This window comes from Myxococcus sp. AM011 (assembly GCF_013372595.1).
GTDB lineage: Bacteria > Myxococcota > Myxococcia > Myxococcales > Myxococcaceae > Myxococcus > Myxococcus eversor.
This window is the reverse complement of sequence record NZ_JABXEM010000259.1, coordinates 1-16,001: the sequence shown is the minus strand read 5'-3', so window position 1 is coordinate 16,001 and position 16,001 is coordinate 1. Positions and strand designations below refer to the sequence as shown.

At 70.0% G+C, this 16,001-nt stretch carries 14 protein-coding genes and 1 pseudogene; 4 read left to right on the top strand and 11 right to left on the bottom strand.

Going from position 1 to position 16,001, the window contains the following annotated elements:
- Nucleotides 1-509, top strand: a 509-nt coding sequence (locus tag HUW62_RS37660) for a phosphate/phosphite/phosphonate ABC transporter substrate-binding protein (protein ID WP_176437158.1), incomplete at its 5' end; no start/stop codon positions are given.
- Nucleotides 510-569: 60 nt separating this feature from the next.
- Nucleotides 570-932 carry a GFA family protein gene (locus tag HUW62_RS37655; protein ID WP_163870135.1) on the top strand — a complete coding sequence of 121 codons (363 nt, stop codon included), beginning with the start codon at nt 570-572 and terminating at the stop codon, nt 930-932.
- 4 nt (nt 933-936) lie between these two features.
- On the opposite strand, the gene HUW62_RS37650 is transcribed toward HUW62_RS37655, so the two are convergent.
- The 6 genes from HUW62_RS37650 to HUW62_RS37625 form a co-directional block, all read right to left on the bottom strand.
- Nucleotides 937-2,331: a serine/threonine protein kinase gene (locus HUW62_RS37650; protein ID WP_368670578.1), complete on the bottom strand. Its 1,395-nt coding sequence runs from the start codon at nt 2,329-2,331 to the stop codon at nt 937-939.
- A gap of 117 nt (nt 2,332-2,448) precedes the next feature.
- The gene (locus HUW62_RS37645) at nt 2,449-5,457 is read right to left on the bottom strand and encodes a choice-of-anchor D domain-containing protein (RefSeq protein WP_176437157.1); all 3,009 of its coding nucleotides are present in this window, start codon (nt 5,455-5,457) and stop codon (nt 2,449-2,451) included.
- Between the two features lie 219 nt (nt 5,458-5,676).
- Nucleotides 5,677-6,534, bottom strand: a complete 858-nt coding sequence (locus tag HUW62_RS37640; RefSeq protein WP_163870137.1) for an alpha/beta fold hydrolase — start codon at nt 6,532-6,534, stop codon at nt 5,677-5,679.
- Nucleotides 6,535-6,578: 44 nt separating this feature from the next.
- The gene (locus HUW62_RS37635) at nt 6,579-6,758 is read right to left on the bottom strand and encodes a hypothetical protein (RefSeq protein WP_163870138.1); all 180 of its coding nucleotides are present in this window, start codon (nt 6,756-6,758) and stop codon (nt 6,579-6,581) included.
- A gap of 223 nt (nt 6,759-6,981) precedes the next feature.
- A complete protein-coding gene (locus tag HUW62_RS37630; RefSeq protein WP_163870139.1) occupies nt 6,982-8,895 on the bottom strand; it encodes an AAA domain-containing protein in 1,914 nt (637 codons plus the stop codon).
- Nucleotides 8,896-9,024: 129 nt separating this feature from the next.
- The gene (locus HUW62_RS37625) at nt 9,025-11,346 is read right to left on the bottom strand and encodes a S8 family serine peptidase (protein ID WP_176437156.1); all 2,322 of its coding nucleotides are present in this window, start codon (nt 11,344-11,346) and stop codon (nt 9,025-9,027) included.
- A 325-nt stretch (nt 11,347-11,671) separates the two neighbouring features.
- Between HUW62_RS37625 and HUW62_RS37620 the strand changes: the two genes are divergently transcribed.
- Nucleotides 11,672-12,148: an ATP-binding protein gene (locus tag HUW62_RS37620; RefSeq protein WP_176437155.1), complete on the top strand. Its 477-nt coding sequence runs from the start codon at nt 11,672-11,674 to the stop codon at nt 12,146-12,148.
- Complete coding sequence (locus tag HUW62_RS37615) at nt 12,145-12,435, top strand: hypothetical protein (protein WP_240357080.1); 291 nt, start codon at nt 12,145-12,147, stop codon at nt 12,433-12,435. The genes HUW62_RS37620 and HUW62_RS37615 overlap by 4 nt, the downstream gene beginning before the upstream one ends.
- Here the strand turns inward: HUW62_RS37615 and HUW62_RS37610 are convergent.
- The 5 genes and pseudogenes from HUW62_RS37610 to HUW62_RS37595 form a co-directional block, all read right to left on the bottom strand.
- On the bottom strand, nt 12,432-13,304 hold the full coding sequence (locus tag HUW62_RS37610) for a transglutaminase-like domain-containing protein (RefSeq protein ID WP_240357081.1): 873 nt from the start codon (nt 13,302-13,304) through the stop codon (nt 12,432-12,434). The genes HUW62_RS37615 and HUW62_RS37610 overlap by 4 nt on opposite strands.
- Nucleotides 13,305-13,326: 22 nt before the next feature.
- Nucleotides 13,327-13,869, bottom strand: a complete 543-nt coding sequence (locus HUW62_RS37605; protein ID WP_163870142.1) for a DUF350 domain-containing protein — start codon at nt 13,867-13,869, stop codon at nt 13,327-13,329.
- Between the two features lie 255 nt (nt 13,870-14,124).
- Entirely contained in the window at nt 14,125-14,496 is a 372-nt protein-coding gene (locus HUW62_RS49260) for a C40 family peptidase (RefSeq protein WP_368670579.1), read from the bottom strand.
- Nucleotides 14,497-14,568: 72 nt separating this feature from the next.
- Nucleotides 14,569-14,625, bottom strand: a pseudogene (locus HUW62_RS50175) (peptidoglycan-binding protein); the annotation flags it as partial.
- Between the two features lie 28 nt (nt 14,626-14,653).
- Nucleotides 14,654-16,001 (bottom strand): glycosyltransferase family 39 protein (locus tag HUW62_RS37595; protein ID WP_255203874.1); only part of this gene is annotated, 1,348 nt, incomplete at its 5' end.

Here is a 16,001-nt window from a genome sequence, read left to right as displayed (position 1 = left end):
GGGCGGGGCTGTCGGTGGAGCGCCTCAAGGGCACCACGGCGGCGTGGGTGGACCGGGATTCGGTGGCGGGCTACCTGTTGCCCACCGCGTACCTGAAGGCGCAGGGGCTGGAGCCGGCGCGGGCCTTCTTCGCGCAGCACTTCACGGGCTCCTATCAGGGCGCGCTGGAGTCGGTGCTGGACGGCAAGGCGGACGTGACGAGCGTCTTCTGTCCGCCGTCCTCCACGGGGCTGACGTACAGCACCGGCGTGGAGGACGTGCTGGGCACGGGCGCGGGGCGCCGCTTCGAGCTGATTGCGTACACGGACGAGGCGCCCAATGACGGGGTGCCGGTGGCCATGGGGCTTCAGCCGCAGTTGGTGACGACGCTGGAGTCGACGCTGCTGGGCTTGCAGTCCTCGCCGGAGGGCGTGTCGCTGTTGAAGGACATCTTCAACGCGGAGCGCTTCGAGCCCTCGCCTCGCATGGGCTACCGCGCGCTGTACCGCGTGGCGCTCGCGAGCCTGTAGCGCGCCGCGGCGCGCGATTTCGCGTGGGTGGCTCCAGCGAGCCGGTGCAGGATGCCGCGCATGAGCGACCTCAAGAACTACCAGGGCGGCTGTCACTGCGGGCAGGTGCGGTACGAGGTGAAGCTGGACCTCTCCCAGCCCGCGATAACGTGCAACTGTTCCATCTGTCAGAAGACGGGCTCCATGTTGAGCTTCGTCCCGGTGTCGGAGTTCACGCTGCGCTCCGGCGACGCGGCCCTCACGGACTACCAATTCAACAAGAACGTCATCCACCACCTCTTCTGCTCGAAGTGTGGCGTGCGCTCCTTCGCGCGCGGCGTGGGCCCGGATGGCGCGGAGATGGCCGCCATCAACGTGCGCTGCCTGGATGGCCTGGACCTGGGCACCGTGAAGACGATGCAGTTCGACGGCCGGAGCCGCTGAGCCGTCAGTCGCCTTCGGGCTCACCGTGAGAGCCACCGCCGCGCGGCGGCACGCGCTTGGGCGCGGAGCCGCTGTCGGCGGGCCTCGCGGCACCTGTCCGGCCAGGAGGAGGCGAGGGCGCCTTGCCGGAGCCCGTGCCGCCCTTGGCCGGAGCCGTCGGAGCGGGCGACCCGCTGTTGGTGCCCTGGCCTCGCGGAACGGGCGCGGCCGTCGTCGAGGAACCCGCTCCCGCGCGCTTGGGCCCCATGGGCGTGGTCGACGACGCGGACACGCCGCCTCCCGGAGTCTTGGAGGGCAGGGCGGGCGCCGAGGGTGAGGAGGCGCCTGGCTTGCGTGGAGGCGCGGACGCGGTGCGCGGCGCGGCCTTCGGCGCGGAGTTGCCCGTGTCACCCGCCGCCGCTGCCGCCGCGGCCTGCTGTCGGGCGGCGAGGCGCGGGTCGTAGTGGATGACGGTGGGCTCGGCGGCGAGCCGCTCCTCCTCCAGCTCCTCCGAATACGTGTCCTGCATGAAGGCCGCGAGGTGCGCCGGCGTCGCGTGCAGCTTGTGCTGCACGAGGAACTCATCCAGCGCGAGCTGCACTTCGCCCGCCGACGCGAAGCGCTCGTCGCGCTTGCGCGCCAGCGCCTTGAGCACAATCGCGTCCAGCTCCTTCGGGATGTCCGCCGAAATCTCCGACGGCGGGACAATCTTCGTCCCCACCACCGCCTTGAGCGTGGCGATCTCCGTGTCCCGCTTGAACAGGCGCTGGTGCGTCAGGAGCTCGTAGAACACCGTGCCCAGTCCGAAGATGTCGGAGCGATGGTCCAACGGCTCGCCCCGCGCCTGCTCCGGGGACATGTACGCGTGCTTGCCCTTGATGGTGCCGACCACCGTCTGGGAGAACTTCCCGGACGCCTTCGCCACCCCGAAGTCGATGAGCTTGACGCCGCCGTTGTAGCCGACGAGCACGTTCTGCGGTGACACGTCCCGGTGGATCAACGCCAGCTTGCGGCCCGACGGACTGCGCGCGTTGTGCGCCGCATCCAACCCCGCCGCCGCGTCCGCGATGATGCGGCACTTGAGCGCCAGCGGAATCGACAGCTTGCGCTGCTGGGCCCTGAGTCCCAGGGGCCCCACCGCCTCGCCATGCACGTACTCCATGGCGATGAAGTACTGCCCGTCCACGTCACCCAAGTCATAAATCTGGGCGATGTTCGGGTGGTTGAGGTGCGCGGCGATGCGCCCCTCGTCGAGGAACATCTCGATGAACTCGTCGTCCTCGGACAGGTGGGGCAACAGCCGCTTCACCACCAGCAGCTTCTGGAAGCCCACCGGCCCCTTCTGCCGAGCGAGATAGACGGCGCCCATCCCGCCGATGGCGATTTTCCGCAACAGCTCGTAGCGGCCGAATGTCTCCACGTCGGGGCCACGATAGCCGCGCGGGGCCCACATGCGGAAGCCCGCGCCGCGTCATTTCCCCGGAGACGACCGCGCCCCGCATCCAGGTGGATGCGGGGCGCTTGTACCTCGGCGACCTCAGGGAGTGGTGGGAGGGACCTTGCAGACGCTGCGGTAGCGCACCTCCACCGTCTGTCCGGGCGTCGGCACCGCCGCGCCCCCGAAGACGATGGTGTTCGCGGCCCCGTCATACGTCCACTGGGTGTCCGGCACCGGCTGGCCCTGCACGCGCACCGTCATCTCCGCGGCGCCCGCGGGCTGGGCCGTCAGCGGGAAGTCCGCCTGCAGGTCTCCCGCGCGCTGGATGACCGAGTCCAGGAGGGGCCGGTAGTCGCCCTCGCAGATGGACTCCGCCCGGCCGCCCGTCCCGCGGGCGACTTCCGCGAACCGGTCCGCGTCTCCACCAGCCGTGGTGCAGCGGGTGTCGGTGGGCACCAGCGCGTAGAGCTGGCTGCGGTGTGACATGCCCGTGCCCTTCAGCGTCTGGAGGAACTGGATGTAGCTGTCCGGCACGAAGCCCGAGTTGTCGTCCTCGTCCGCCAGCACCACCACGGCCATCCGCGCCGCCGGCCGGGTGAAGCCCCAGTTGCCGTCGTTGGGCTGCGCGGTGCGCGGGTCGTCCGTCTGCTCGGACAGCGGCGCGGAGAGCGCCTGGCGCATCGTCTCCAGGCCCTGCACCAGGTTGTGGCACAGGCCCACGTCGATGTTGGCCTGGAGCCCCGCCGCCGCGTTGGGGCTGTTGCTGGAGAGCACCCGCGCGCGGTTGCCGTCCACCGGGAACAGGCGCCCGGCCTCGCCACCGTTGGCGCCGCCACCACACTGCGGCCCGCGCTGTACCAGGCCCGTGCTGGTGACACCCACGCGCACGTCCACGTTCTGCTGCCGCGCGTAGTCCAGCCAGCCGGGAATCGCCGACTTCAGGCGCTCCTGGTACGGGTCCATCGTCGTCGTGTTGGAGACCACGAAGAGCACGTCGAGCTGGCTGTCGGTGCCCTGCGTGTAGCGGTCCACCTGGATGCCCTCGTGGTTCGTCTCGCCAATCAGCGGCACCAGGAACGGCGCGGCCTCGTTCGCGGCGCGCAGGTACATGGGCGTGTAGTGCTGACCCAGCACGTTGCGCGCGTAGTCCACCTCCAGCTCGAAGCCCTCGCCGGCCAGGAGCGTGCGCGGCTGGGTGATGGGCGTCAGCAGCGAGAACTGCGTGCTCGTGCCATTGCCGATGTCGGCGCCCGTCACGGTGATGGGCTCACTGCACCGGTTGGAGATGTACGTCTTGCGCGGCGCCGCGGCGCAGTCGTAGCGGATGGCGCCGAAGTCCACGTACGAGGGCGTGGCGACCAGGCAGCTCGCCTTGGACACACCCTTGAGGGGCAGCGTCACCGTGGGCGCCGCCGGGTTGTTCACCGTCAGCTTCAGCTCGCCCGTGTACTCCCCCTCGGCCGAGGGCCGGAAGGCCACCATGGCGCTGAAGGCCGTATCGTAGAGCACCACGCCACCGGTGAGCTTGCCGCCCGGCATGAAGAAGGCGCCGTTCGCGTCGTTGGACAGGTGCACGTCCTTCACCGCGCACTCCGCGCGTCCCGGGTTGCGGAAGTAGAAGCCCAGCACCGCGCCCCGGCCCGGCACCACGTTGCCGAAGTCCATCACCGGCTGGGGCAACAGCTCGTACACGCAAGGCCCGCTGGTGCGCGCCCGGCCCGTCAGGATGACCTCGCGCTCCGCGTTGAAGAGGTCGTCCGAGCGCACGCGCAGCCGCGCCTGGAAGGTGCCCTCCGACGTCGGCTCGAAGTAGACCTTCAGCTCCAGGGCGTCGTTGCCCGGCGCGATTTCCAGGCCGCCGGAGTCCAGCGCGGGCCACGCGCCCGCCGTCCACGGATAGCGCTGCGTGCCGCGCGTGGGCACGTCCACGTTGAACTGGTTGCTGGCGCCGTCCGAGACCACGCCCACGAAGCGCAGCGAGCCGTTGGTGCCCGCGTTGGTGATGCGGATGACCTTCTCCACCTTGCCGCCCACCGGCAGCTCGCCGAAGTCCAGCGCCACCGGCGTCACCGCCAGGGTGGGCCGGCCGCCCCGCGCGTCCAGGATGACCTCTGACTGCCGAGGCTTGTCGGACGCGTAGTTCACCTTGAGGTCGCCCACGTTGGGGCCGGAGAAGCGCGCGGCGAACTCCATCTTCAGCTCCACCACCTCGCCCGGCGCCACCGTGGAGCCCTCCGGCTTGGAGAGCGGCACGAAGGCGTGGTCGCTGGTGATGAGCTGCGAGATGGTGACGGGCCGCCAGGTGATGTTGCGCGCTCGCGTGAAGGACTGCGTGCGCTCATGCACTGGAATCAAATCGAAGGGCACCGGCGCCGGGTCGAACACGAAGGCGGTGGCCACCGAGTTGCCCTTGAGGTCCACCACCGTCGCGGTGCACGTCTCGCACGAGCGCACCTCCAGCCGAGCGTCCATGGCCCCCAGCGCGCGCGGCAGGTACTGCGTGCTCACCTTGCGCGAGGACAGCGGCGGAATGGTGATGGTGTCCGGCGTGAAGGGGTCCGGCCAGTCGCCGTGCACCGCCAGCGTCAACGGCAGGTCCACCGGATTGGTGACGGTGACCTCCAGGTTGCGCTCGCTGTCCACCTCCAGCGTCTCGTAGTCGAGCACCGGCGGGTCGATGATGATTTGCGTGGGCGTGCCCAGGCCGGTGACTCGCACCTGCGCCTGCGCGCCCTGGTTCGCGTCGGTGGAGACGTAGACCGTCTCCTCCGTCACGCCTTCACCCAGCGGGTGGAAGCGCACGCGCACCAGATGCGACTCGCCCGGCATCACCCGGCCGCCGCCATCCGCCAGCTCCACCTCGTACGAGGGGTTGCCGATGATGGGCAACGCCTCGATGGCGAAGAAGGGCACATAGCCGACATTGCGGATGCGCACCTCTCGCTCCCGCCACCCGCCCACCGGCACCTCGCCGAAGTCGAGCACGTCCATGTCCACCACTGCTGTCGCCTGCACCGCGCGGGTTTCATTCCCCTCGTGGCAGCCAACCAGTCCAGTGGCGACGAGTACCGCCATCGCGAGGACTCGCCCCCTCAACCCCATCCCCATTGTCCGCTCCTCACCCTTCTCCCCACACGCACCCGTCTGGGTCCGGTGCGTGATCCGCCGGCTTCCCCTATTCCAATTCGCATACCAACCGAAAGGACGAGGACGGTGTCCTGAATTCAAGGGGTTGGGATGCGCAGTCGCCGCCGTGGGCGTCAGGTGGAACGGAGTTACCCTGGAAGGTGAAAGACTTTTCCAGGTGTTCTGACCGGTGCGGGGCCTTCAGCGGATGAAGTCGCGGAGCATGCGAGCGACTTCGGCGGGCCGTTCCATGTGCACGTGATGTCCACCAGGAATCATCAGCGGCGGTGCGACGAGGGTGCGCAGGGCCGCCACCCGCGCGTCCAGCTTCGGGGCGTCAGGCCACAGGCCGTCCTGGCCGCGGATGAGCTGCACCGGGCAGGTGAGGGCGGCCTGGAGGGCGAGCCACTGTGCTTCGTCGTACCCCTGCGCGAAGCGACGCCGGTGTCGTGAGTCGAACGTGAAGGCCACCCCCCCTTCGTATGGCTCGGTGCCATGCCGGGCCAGATGCAAGGCGGCGGCCTCCGGCAAGGAGGGGTTGTTCTCGCGCAGTCGCCCGGCGGCGGACGCGACATCCGGGTAGCGCTTGCGATTCGGGGGCCGGCGCGAGTCATTCAGGAAACCTCGCAGCCGCTCCACGGCGACTTCGGGCGGCCCGCCGCTGGGGCCCAGGCTTTCGATGAGCGACAGGCCGAGCACCCGCTCCGGCCGCACGGCCGCGTACGTCAGCGCGATGATGCCGCCCAGCGAGTGGCCCACCAGGTGCGCGCGCGTCAGCCCCAGCCCGTCCAGCGCGGCCTCTATGTCGAGGAGGAGGTCGCCGGATTGGTAGTGGGCCTCGGGCGGCGCGTGCGCGCTCTGCCCCATGCCGCGGAAGTCGAGCAGCGCCACGCGCCAGTCGGCGGGCACGTGCTCCAGGACACCGTCGAAGCTGTGGGAGTGGTCCAGCCAGCCGTGGAGGAACAGCACGGCGGGCGCGGTGTCGGGACCCGGACGCCAGCGCACGTGAAGGCGCAGGCCCTGGGCATCGACGAAGCGGGATTCGAGCGGGGTGGACACGGGGCGGCTCCTCCCCGTGGCTTACCCCAGCGTGAGTCCTGTCTCTAGCGCGGCGGCGTGGGCGGCCTCGGAGGCGCCCCGGTATCGGGCTTGGACATCACCAGCGCGAGCTGTCGCGCCTGGTTCTCCGTGGCACAGCGATACTCCTGGATCCTCCCGTTCTCCTTCTCGATACGGAGTACCCAGACGTCGTTTTCCTTCGTGACATTCGGCCGCTGAGACATGTGGCGGTTCCTCCCCACCCTGGGGCACAAGCACGTCTCGTGCCCGACAACGGGTTTGGAGCCAAATGCCCGATATCCGGGCCCTACACCCCGCACGGGTAGGGTCAGGTGACAAATTTGGTTCGCCGTTGCGACAAATTTTGGATCATGACCCTGACAGCCCTTGCGTAGTACCCCAGGGCTGGGTCGGTTGAGACCTGTATCACTGAGAGGGATTGGATGTTCAGAGGGCGTCCGGCCACTCCCAGGCGGAGCGATAGCCCTCGGTCGTTTGAGTCCCTTCGATGAAGCGCGCGTAGAAGGGATGACCGCTGAGGGTGGCGGAGTCGCCCACGACGAAGAGGTGCCGGCGGGCGCGGGTGAGGGCGACGTTCATCCGGCGCAGGTCGTTGAGGAAGCCGACCTGGCCCTCGCTGTTGGAGCGGGTGAGGGAGACGAGGATGGCGTCCTTCTCCCGGCCCTGGAACGCGTCCACCGTGTCGACTTCCACGTCGGGGGCGAAGGACTCCATCCGCTCGCGCAGGCGGTGGGCCTGGGCGCTGTAGGGCGTAATCACCGCGAGCTCGCGCTGCGACAGTCCGGCCGCGAGCAGCGCGCGGGCGCGGGCCTCGATGAGGTCCGCCTCGCCGGTGTTGAAGAGGCTGCGGGTGGTGGGCTCCACCTCCTCGTCGAAGCCCTTGCCCGCGGTGTCGAGGAAGAGGACGGGCGGGGCGTCCAACTGCGTGTCGGGAGGCAGGACGTCCGCGAGCGTGCGGTCCGCGACGGAGGGGTGGGCGCGCAGCGCGCCGCCGTACATCTCGCGCGAGGGGAAGTCCATGATGCGCGTGTTCATCCGGTACTGCTCGCGCAGCATGCGCTTGACGCCGTCGCCGTGGTCCGCGAGCAGCCGCTCGAAGAGGCTCACCGCGAGGCCCGCGCGGGCGGCCTCCTGCGACAGCACGGTGGGAGGGAGCTGCTGCGGGTCTCCGGCGAGGATGACGATGGGCGCGCGCAGGAAGCCCAGCAGGGCGAGCGGCTCGGTGGCCTGGGTGGCCTCGTCGAGCAGCGCCAGGTCGAACTTCTCACCGGAGAGCACGTTGGACTCGAGGCTCGCGAGCGTGACGCAGACGACGTCCGCGTTGGCCAGCACGGCGCGCACCGCCTTGCGCTCCAGCGCGCGGGCCTCGTCGAGCATCGCCTTGGCCTCCGTCGTGGAGGCGCGCGCGTTGGAGAAGCGCTCGCGGCTGCGGCCCTGGGTGCGCTGGCGTCGCGCGTAGCCCAGGAGGGAGAACGCCTCGTCGAAGAGGTCTCGCGAGATGATGCGGTCCGGGTGCTCCTCCACGACGATGTCCAGCGTGTGTTCCTGGAGCCGGGCGGCGACGCGGGCGGGGTGGCCCACGCGAATCGCTCGCAGACCCTGGGCCAGACACAAGTCCAACAGGTGGTCCACGGCGGCGTTGCTGGCGGCGGTGCAGAGCAGGCGCTGGCCCCGGGCCACGGCTTGCGCCGCGACCTCCGCCAGCACGGTGGACTTGCCGGTGCCCGGCGGGCCGTGGACCAGGAAGAAGTCCTCGGCGGCGAGCGCGCGCCCCACCGCGTCCAGCTGCTCCGGGTTGAGGGGGCGGCCGGCCTCGAAGGGGCGGGGCGTGTCGGTGCGCGGAGGCTCGTTGCCGAGGAGGACTTCGCGCTTGCGGCGCTCCAGGCCCTTGTCCATCGCCTTCACGCGCTGGAGCCCGTTGCGCATCCGCTCGTAGGTGATGTCGTTGGGGACGACGTCCAGCCGCAAGAGGCCCTCGTGCACGTACGGCGGCGGCGAGCGGTCGAAGGCGAGCTGGAGGCGCGTGGCGCTGGCGCGCGAGACGAGCGCCTTGGCGGGCTCGCTCACCTCGGCGCGGCGGGGGAACACCGCCACGAGGTCGCCGTTGTGCAGGCGTGAGGGCAGCCGCGCGCGGTCGGCCCGGGCCAGGGTGAGCAGGACGCGGCCACCCAGGCCGACCTCCTCCTCCACCGTCTCCAAGTCGAGGACGGACAGGCCCTGCTCCTCGCGCTCGTGGAGGGACAGGCCCTCGGCGAGGGTGGCCAGGCGGGCTTTCTCGGCCTCGCGCTCCTTGGAGAGCAGTGAGCCGAGCTGGTCGAAGAAGGAGACGTCACGGGCCATGGGCCCTTGTCATGCCATCCGGACGCGGCGACGGCCAGTGTCTCGGATGTTGGCGTGTCAGGCCGTGGGCGGCGGGCCGGTGCCCCGTGTGCAAGCTGGAGCACCGGCCCTCCCGTCGTCGGGGGACGACTACGGCTGGATGAGGCCGCCGCTCACCACGAGCGCGTACACGGCGTCGATGGCGCGCGTCGCCGGGTTCGTGTCCTGGACAATCTCGTCGCCCAGCACGTCCACCTTCCAGGTGCCCGCCGCGGGCTCGCGGATGAAGACGTTCTCCACGGTGTCCACCTTGTTGGAGACGCCGCCGGACGTGGAGACGTTGCCCGCGGACAGCCCGTTGTTGCCCCAGTAGATGACGCCCGACGGCGACGTCACGCGCACCGACAAGTCATTGATGCGCGCCTGCGCGGCGCCCACGGTGCCCGCCGGGTCCGTGTAGACGAGGGTGACGTTGAACTCCTTCTGACCCTGGGGAACGGCGACGGAGTAGGACTTGATGCCCAGTGGAAGCAGGGTGTCCGTCTCGTTGATGATGCTCGTCTCCGCGGCGCGCGTGTGCAGGCGCTCCAGGTTCGCGTGTCCCCAGCCCTGGCGCACGCGCGTCAGGTCGCCGTTGGTGCCACCCAGGGGCCACTCGTAGCGGGACGCCAGGTTGATCATCAACGCCTTGGCGGTGGACATCTTCGGGCGGCTGGCGAAGACATCCGTTCCGCCACCGAAGCCGGCCCACACGCCCTCGTGCCACATCTGGAACAGGAGCCCGAAGTGGCCCGACGTCTGTGGGGTGGCCGCGCTGGTGCCGCTGAAGTTGTAGTACGAGTTGTTGCTCGTGTTGTTGGCCGAGCGGACCGCGTCATAGAAGAACGCGAGGTCCGGCTTGATGCGCCCGTCCGCCGCGGGGCCGATGCTGGCGCCGCCGTTCCACCGGTCATCGCCGGGGTTGGCGTTGTCGTAGTGGTAGAAGCCGCCCACGGAGACGATGTTCTTCGCCCACGCCTGGGGCCGCGAGTTGCGCGTGCCGGCGTTGCTCTGCGACTGGGTGCTGAGGATGGGGTACTTGAACAGGTAGTCGTCCACCTCGGCGGAGATGGTGGTGTACGCGGTGCCCAGCGTGCTGCCCACGCTCGACGTCTGGAACACGGCGCGATAGGGGCCCGCCGGGTCCGTCAGCTCGCGGTTGATGTCGTAGCGGGACTTGGGGCCGCCGAATTGGCTGGACTCGCTGTAGAGGAAGAAGATGCCCTGGCCGTCGGGCAGGAGGCCCCGCGCGGTGCCGTCCACGCCCTTGGCGAAGTTGATGCTGTAGCAGCTCGTCCCGTGCGCGCTGCCGGCGGCGGACGTGCTGTGGATGAGGGGCGGGTTGGCCCACTCCTGGTGCGTCGTGCGCAGCTCGGTGTCGAAGATTTCCCCGCGCACACCCTGGCCCGTCCAGGACTTGTTCGTCTCCAGGTAGTTGGCGCCTCCCACCGTGCGCACATTGTTCATGTCCACTTCACCCGGCCCGCCCCAGCGGTCGATGTACTGCACCGCATTGGAGCGCACGAGCCGCTCCAGCTGCGGCTGGGTGAGCGTGGCCTCCACGCGCAGGCCACCGGCCTCGACGAGCTCCACCGTGCCGCCCAGCTCGCGCACCGTCTCCGCGACTTCACCCTGCCGGGCCGCGCCGCGCTCGCCCACCATGATGGAGTAGCGCTGCGGCTCCAGCCGCGCCGAGCGCCCCGTCAGGGCTTCGCGCAGGAAGCCTTCCACGCGGTACTCGGGATGGTACGGCCCCACCCAGCGCACGAAGGGCAGCTCCGCCACGCGCTTTCGGGTGTCCGCGTCCATCTCCACCAGGAAGGTGTGGTCCGTGAGGAAGCGCAGCACCTTGCCGCCCTCGCGCTCCAGGGCTTCGCGCAGCTCCGGCAGCGGCGTCGCGTGGAGCTGCACGAGCGACAGCGTGTTCTCCGCGTCCGCCGCCAGCAGGCCCGCCACCAGGGGCACCTGCGCGCTCAGCGGGTCGAACGTCACGTGTGCCAGGCGCACTTCGTGGGTGGTGGCCATGGCGCGGCCCACCAGCTCCGTGCCGCCCCGGCTGTAGGCGAAGAAGTCCTGGCGCTCTCCGTCCGCGCCCTCCTCCTGCCAGACATGGAGCTGGAGCTGCGTCTTCGGAACGCCGAGCGTCCGCAGCCCCTGGACGGTGTTGTCCGTGCGGTGGAACACGTGGCCTGCGCCCGTGACGAGCGTGTAACGGCCGCTCACCGTGGCGGCGAGGCCCGTGGCGGGACGCGCGGCGCTCGCGGCCTGGGTGTCGACGATGCGCGCGGGAAGCGACGACGCGCGCTCGATGCCCATGCGTGACGGTGACTTCGAAGCAGCGAGCACCGGCAGCGGTGCGATGAGGCCCCAGCCCAGGGCCATGACAGAGAGCCGACGCCAGCGTCCCGCATACGACGAGAAGGGGGTTTCCATGCGGTGTCTCCTGTTCGGGTTGCGCTTCGTGTTGCGTCCACCGCGACCTGCTCCAGTGCGAGCGGTGGATTACGACAGCTCTTGAATTTGTGTAATTCGAGATTTAATTGTTAATCGAGATAATCGGTTCAGGGCAACACAATCGAGGTGCGGGCTGGGTCGGCTGTGCAATGCCTCACATCGCGGCCGGGTTTGGGTAGACGCGTGCGCTGGGAGCGGCATGCCCTTGGAGGTCTCCCGTTCCAGGGGCGGGCGTGAGCCCGGGAGTGCACCCCGCGCGGAGCGTCAGCCGAGGAGCGGGCGTCGCGTCCGGAAGGGCTCCGTCATGGAACTCATCCTCTTCATCGGGTTACAGGCCTCCGGCAAGAGCCGCTTCTTCCAGCGCCGCTTCTCGGACACGCACGTGCTGGTGAGCAAGGACCTGTGGCCTCACGCGCGACGCAAGGAGGCCCGGCAGCGTCGGCTCATCGTCGAGGCGCTGGGCGCGGGGCGTTCAGTGGTGGTGGACAACACGCACCCCACGCCGGAGCAGCGCATGCCGCTCATCGCGCTGGGGCATGAACGGGGCGCGCGCGTCCTCGGCTTCTACTTCGAGTCGAGGCTCGCGGACTGCCTGGCCCGGAACGCGAAGCGCGAGGGGCGGGCCCGGGTGCCGGAGGTGGCGCTGTTCGCCACGGTGAAGCAGCTGCGGCGGCCGAGCCTCGAGGAAGGTTTCGATTCGCTGTACCACGTGAGCTGGGCCGCGGACGGCGGCTTCAGCGTCGAGGACTGGAAGGAGGAGCGAGATGTGGGACCCGGATGAGCGCGGCGCAGGCCACGCGCGAGCTGGACGGGCGGCCGGTGTCCTTCAAGCACGAGCTGCTCTTCCAGCGGGGCATCAACTTCAACGAGCTGGCGCTCTGGCAGCGTCGGGGCTCCGCCATCCGTTGGGAGCAGTACACGAAGGAGGGCGTGGACCCACGAGATGGCTCACGTCAGCTGACGACGCGCCGCCGGCTCGGGGTGGACTCAGAGCTGCCGATGAAGGAGGCGTACGAGCGCTATCTGCGCGACGTGCTCACCGCGTCCTCTGTGTCGGAGGCGCGTTAGCCGGAGGTGCTGGGCTCCAGCGCCATCACCCGCCACAGCCGGGGCTTGTCGTACTTGGGCGGAATCATGCCCACCGGCCAGCCCTCGGCCGTGACTTCCGCGTACTGGTAGGTGCGTCCACCGTGGCGCATGCGGGTGCCCGTGCCCGGCAGGCCCACGCCCACCGCCGCGTGGGCCAGCGGGTCCGAGTAGAGAATCACCGCGTCGATGCCCACCTGTCGCAGCAACATCACCGCGAGCACCGCCTTGGAGTCGCAGTCGCCCTTGTTGCGCGCGGGCACCAGCGCGGGGGGGATGATGCCGAAGGGCTCGTCCACGGGCAGCTCGTAGTGGATGCGCTGCACGAAGTTGAGGATGAGCTGCGCGGCCTGCGCGGAGTCCAGGTTCCGCTCGCGCGCGGACGCGACGAAGCGCTCGCCCAGCGCCTTCACGGGCCCCGCGTTGCTGCGGATCAGCTCCTCGTAGATGCACCGCATGTCGGCCGAGCAACCGCGCGGAGGCTGATATGTGAAGCGCTCCCCGCCGAGCGAGCGATAGCGCAGCCTGCGTCCGAAGGCCTTGTGCTGGTCCTCCAGCCACGCGTCCAGCGTGTCGCCCAGGCCGTACGTCAGCCGGTTGCCCGGAGGGTGGAGGGTCTCCACGCTCCAGTCATACGTGTGCGCGCGCGAAGGCGAGGTGTCCGGGGGGATGAGCACGGTGCCCAGCTCCACCGCGCCCGTGCCCGCGGGCAGGCCCGGCACGGGCGAGCGCACGTTCAACTCGGCGAGCTGGCCCATCATCCCCAGGCCGCAGCAGCACATGCAGCTCGCCGCCCCGAGCAACCCGAGCAGCAGCTTGAAGAGCGTCTTCATGCCGGAGCTGGTGGACATGGTCGCGACGAGGCCCCTCGCGTCATCCGGGAGCGAGCATCGTCCCCTCGGGAAGCTGGGGGAAGGGGATGAGTCCGTTGAGCGCCGCCTGGAGCCCCGGCGCCGTCAGGAGCGCGAGCACCAGCAGGATGGCGGAGAGGATGAGCGCGGCGGCCACGTTGCCCTTGCGCACCTCGGCCAGCTCGTCGATGCCGGGCGTCATCCTGTCGAACAGGAGGATGCCCAGCGCGAGCACCGCGACGCCGACACCCAGGGACAGGCCCACGTGCAGCGCCGCCACGGCGACGAGCTTGCCCGCGAGCATCGGATGGAAGGGCTGCGCGCGCACGGTGAGGTCCACCGCGTCCGACGTGGCCTGCACCGCGTGCTGCACCAGCATGCCCAGCGACACGAGGCTTGTGGCGTGGACGAGGCCGGCGGCGGTGTTGCCCTGGCGCAGCTCCTCCACCGGGTTGGTGCCGAGGATGCGGCTCAGGCCTCGCAGCGCGAGCCAGATGCCCAGCGCGGCGACGAGGCCGCCCAGCACCACTTTGAGGAGACCGACGAGGAAGAGGGTGAGGTCCATGCGGAGCACTTCCGGCAACATGGGCGCGCCGGAGGCCGCACTCTACACCCGCGAGACGCTTCGGAGGTCCTTCCGCGCGCGCCGGCGGGAGTGTGTTGCCGAGCGGCCGTCCAGGAGGCCCGGGCCGCCCGGTGAGCAGGGAGGCTCGCCCTCCTCGACGAGGCCAGCCCACCGCGCGGTGTCCGGCTCATCGCAGCCCGCCCACCGCGCGGTGTCCGGCTCATCGAGGCCCGCCCACCACGGGCGGTGTCCGGCTCACCCGTACTTGAGGCCCGGGATGAGCGCGCCGGACGTCCAGCCACGCCCGTTGGCGCTGAAGATGTTCACGCCGTAGGCGCTGCCCCGCGCCTCGATGGTGCGCCCGTCGCCCAGGCTGATGGCCACGTGGCCGGGCCGGTACAGCAGCGCGCCGCGCGTGCGCAGGGCCTCCGCCACGGAGATGGTGGTGCCCTTCTGCTTGAAGTACGGCACCTGGTTCATCGTGCCGTCGGGGACGGAGACGCCCGCCTGATGGGCCGCCCACTGCACCAGCTCCGAGCAGTCGAACTTCGACGGGTTGGGGTCATCCAGGTGGGGCTCCGCGCCAAAGACATACCTGTCTCCCTTTTGCGCGAGCGCCTTCTGCACGAATGCTTCCGCCGTGCCCTTCGTCCCCTGCTGCGGCGGCTTGGAGGGCGGCTTCGCGCCTCCGGCATTCAATGCGCCCCACGTCTTCGGGCCCACGATTCCGTCCTGCGCCAGGCCCTTCGCCTTCTGGAAGAGTTGTCATGCCCCTCGGGAGAGGTCAGGGCTTTTTGCCCCGCACCCACCACACCCGAAAGAAATGCAGACGGCGGCCCTGGAAAGTTCCTTCCAGTTCAACGACTTCGTCCATGGCCTCGAAGCGGTCTGTCAATGCCTCGGGCGGGAGCGGCCCGTCCTCTTCCACCCAGAGCACATCTTTTCCCGGGGGCACATGCGGCTCGGGCCACACGTCATATTGGCTGAAGCGCACCAGGCCCGCGGTTCCGACGGGGACTCCCGCGTAGCGGGCAATCTGGGAGGCGAGCTGGTAGTTGCCGGCATACACGGCGACCACGTCTCCGGGCTTCATCTGGGGAAAGAGCTTCTCCGGGGTGGACAGCGCGCTCAGCACGTCCCAGCCATGCGTGCGCCACAGGGCTGTATCTCGCTTGAAGCTCACCAGGGGGAAGAACAGGTGCAGCGTCACCGCGAGCACCACCGCGAGGCCGGAGAACGCCGCCGCGCGCTGCCAGGGCCGCCGCATGCCCGCCACGCCGATGCACACGGAGAGGTAGGCCATGGTCGTCCAGTTGACCTCGCCGCGCGCGCGCGACGACGCGTAGCCGAAGAACAGCAGGGGCACGAGGGCCGCCATGCGCAGCAGGAGGTGCTCGCGAGGGCCCTTGAGCGCGTACACCAGCGCGAGCGGGAAGAGGACAGGGCCTCCGAAGGCGAACTGGCCTCCGACGAACTCGCCCAGTGTCTTCCATCCACCCTGGCCCTCGAGGCCATGTCGGAGCTGGAAGGCGATTCCCACCCAGTCGTGGCGCGCGTTCCACATCAGCACCGGCGCGAGGAACAACAGCGCCAGCGCGCCCGTGCCCCAGGCGCCCCGGGGCAGGCGCTTGAGTTTCAGCGCGGTGACGAGGAAGGCCACGCCCAGCAGCACCGCGGGGAACTTGGCCAGCAGCGCGAGGCCCGAGGCGAGCCCCGCCCACAGCCAGCGCTCGCGCCACAGCGCCCACAGCGACAGCGTCCAGAACAAGAGCAGCGCGCTGTCGGGCGTGGCCCAGACTCCGGCCACCATTCCTCCGGGAACCACGCTCCACAGGGCCGCCGCGCGCCAGGCCGCTTCACGGCTCTGGTACACGTCGCGGGCCAGTCCCCACACGGCGGCCAGGGTGCCGACACCGCACAGGAGCGCCGTGCCGTGGATGCCGAACGCGGCGATGAGCCAGGCGATGAGCGGCGGGTGGTCGTAGTAGCCCCAGTCGAGCCGCTGCGCCCATTGCCAGTAGTAGGCGGTGTCGAAGTAGACGTCGGTGCCCAGCGCCAGCACGCAGCGCACGGCGAGGGCCACGCCGGTGAGGGCGAGACACGTCTTGAGGGCGAGGCCGACGGGGGTGGGC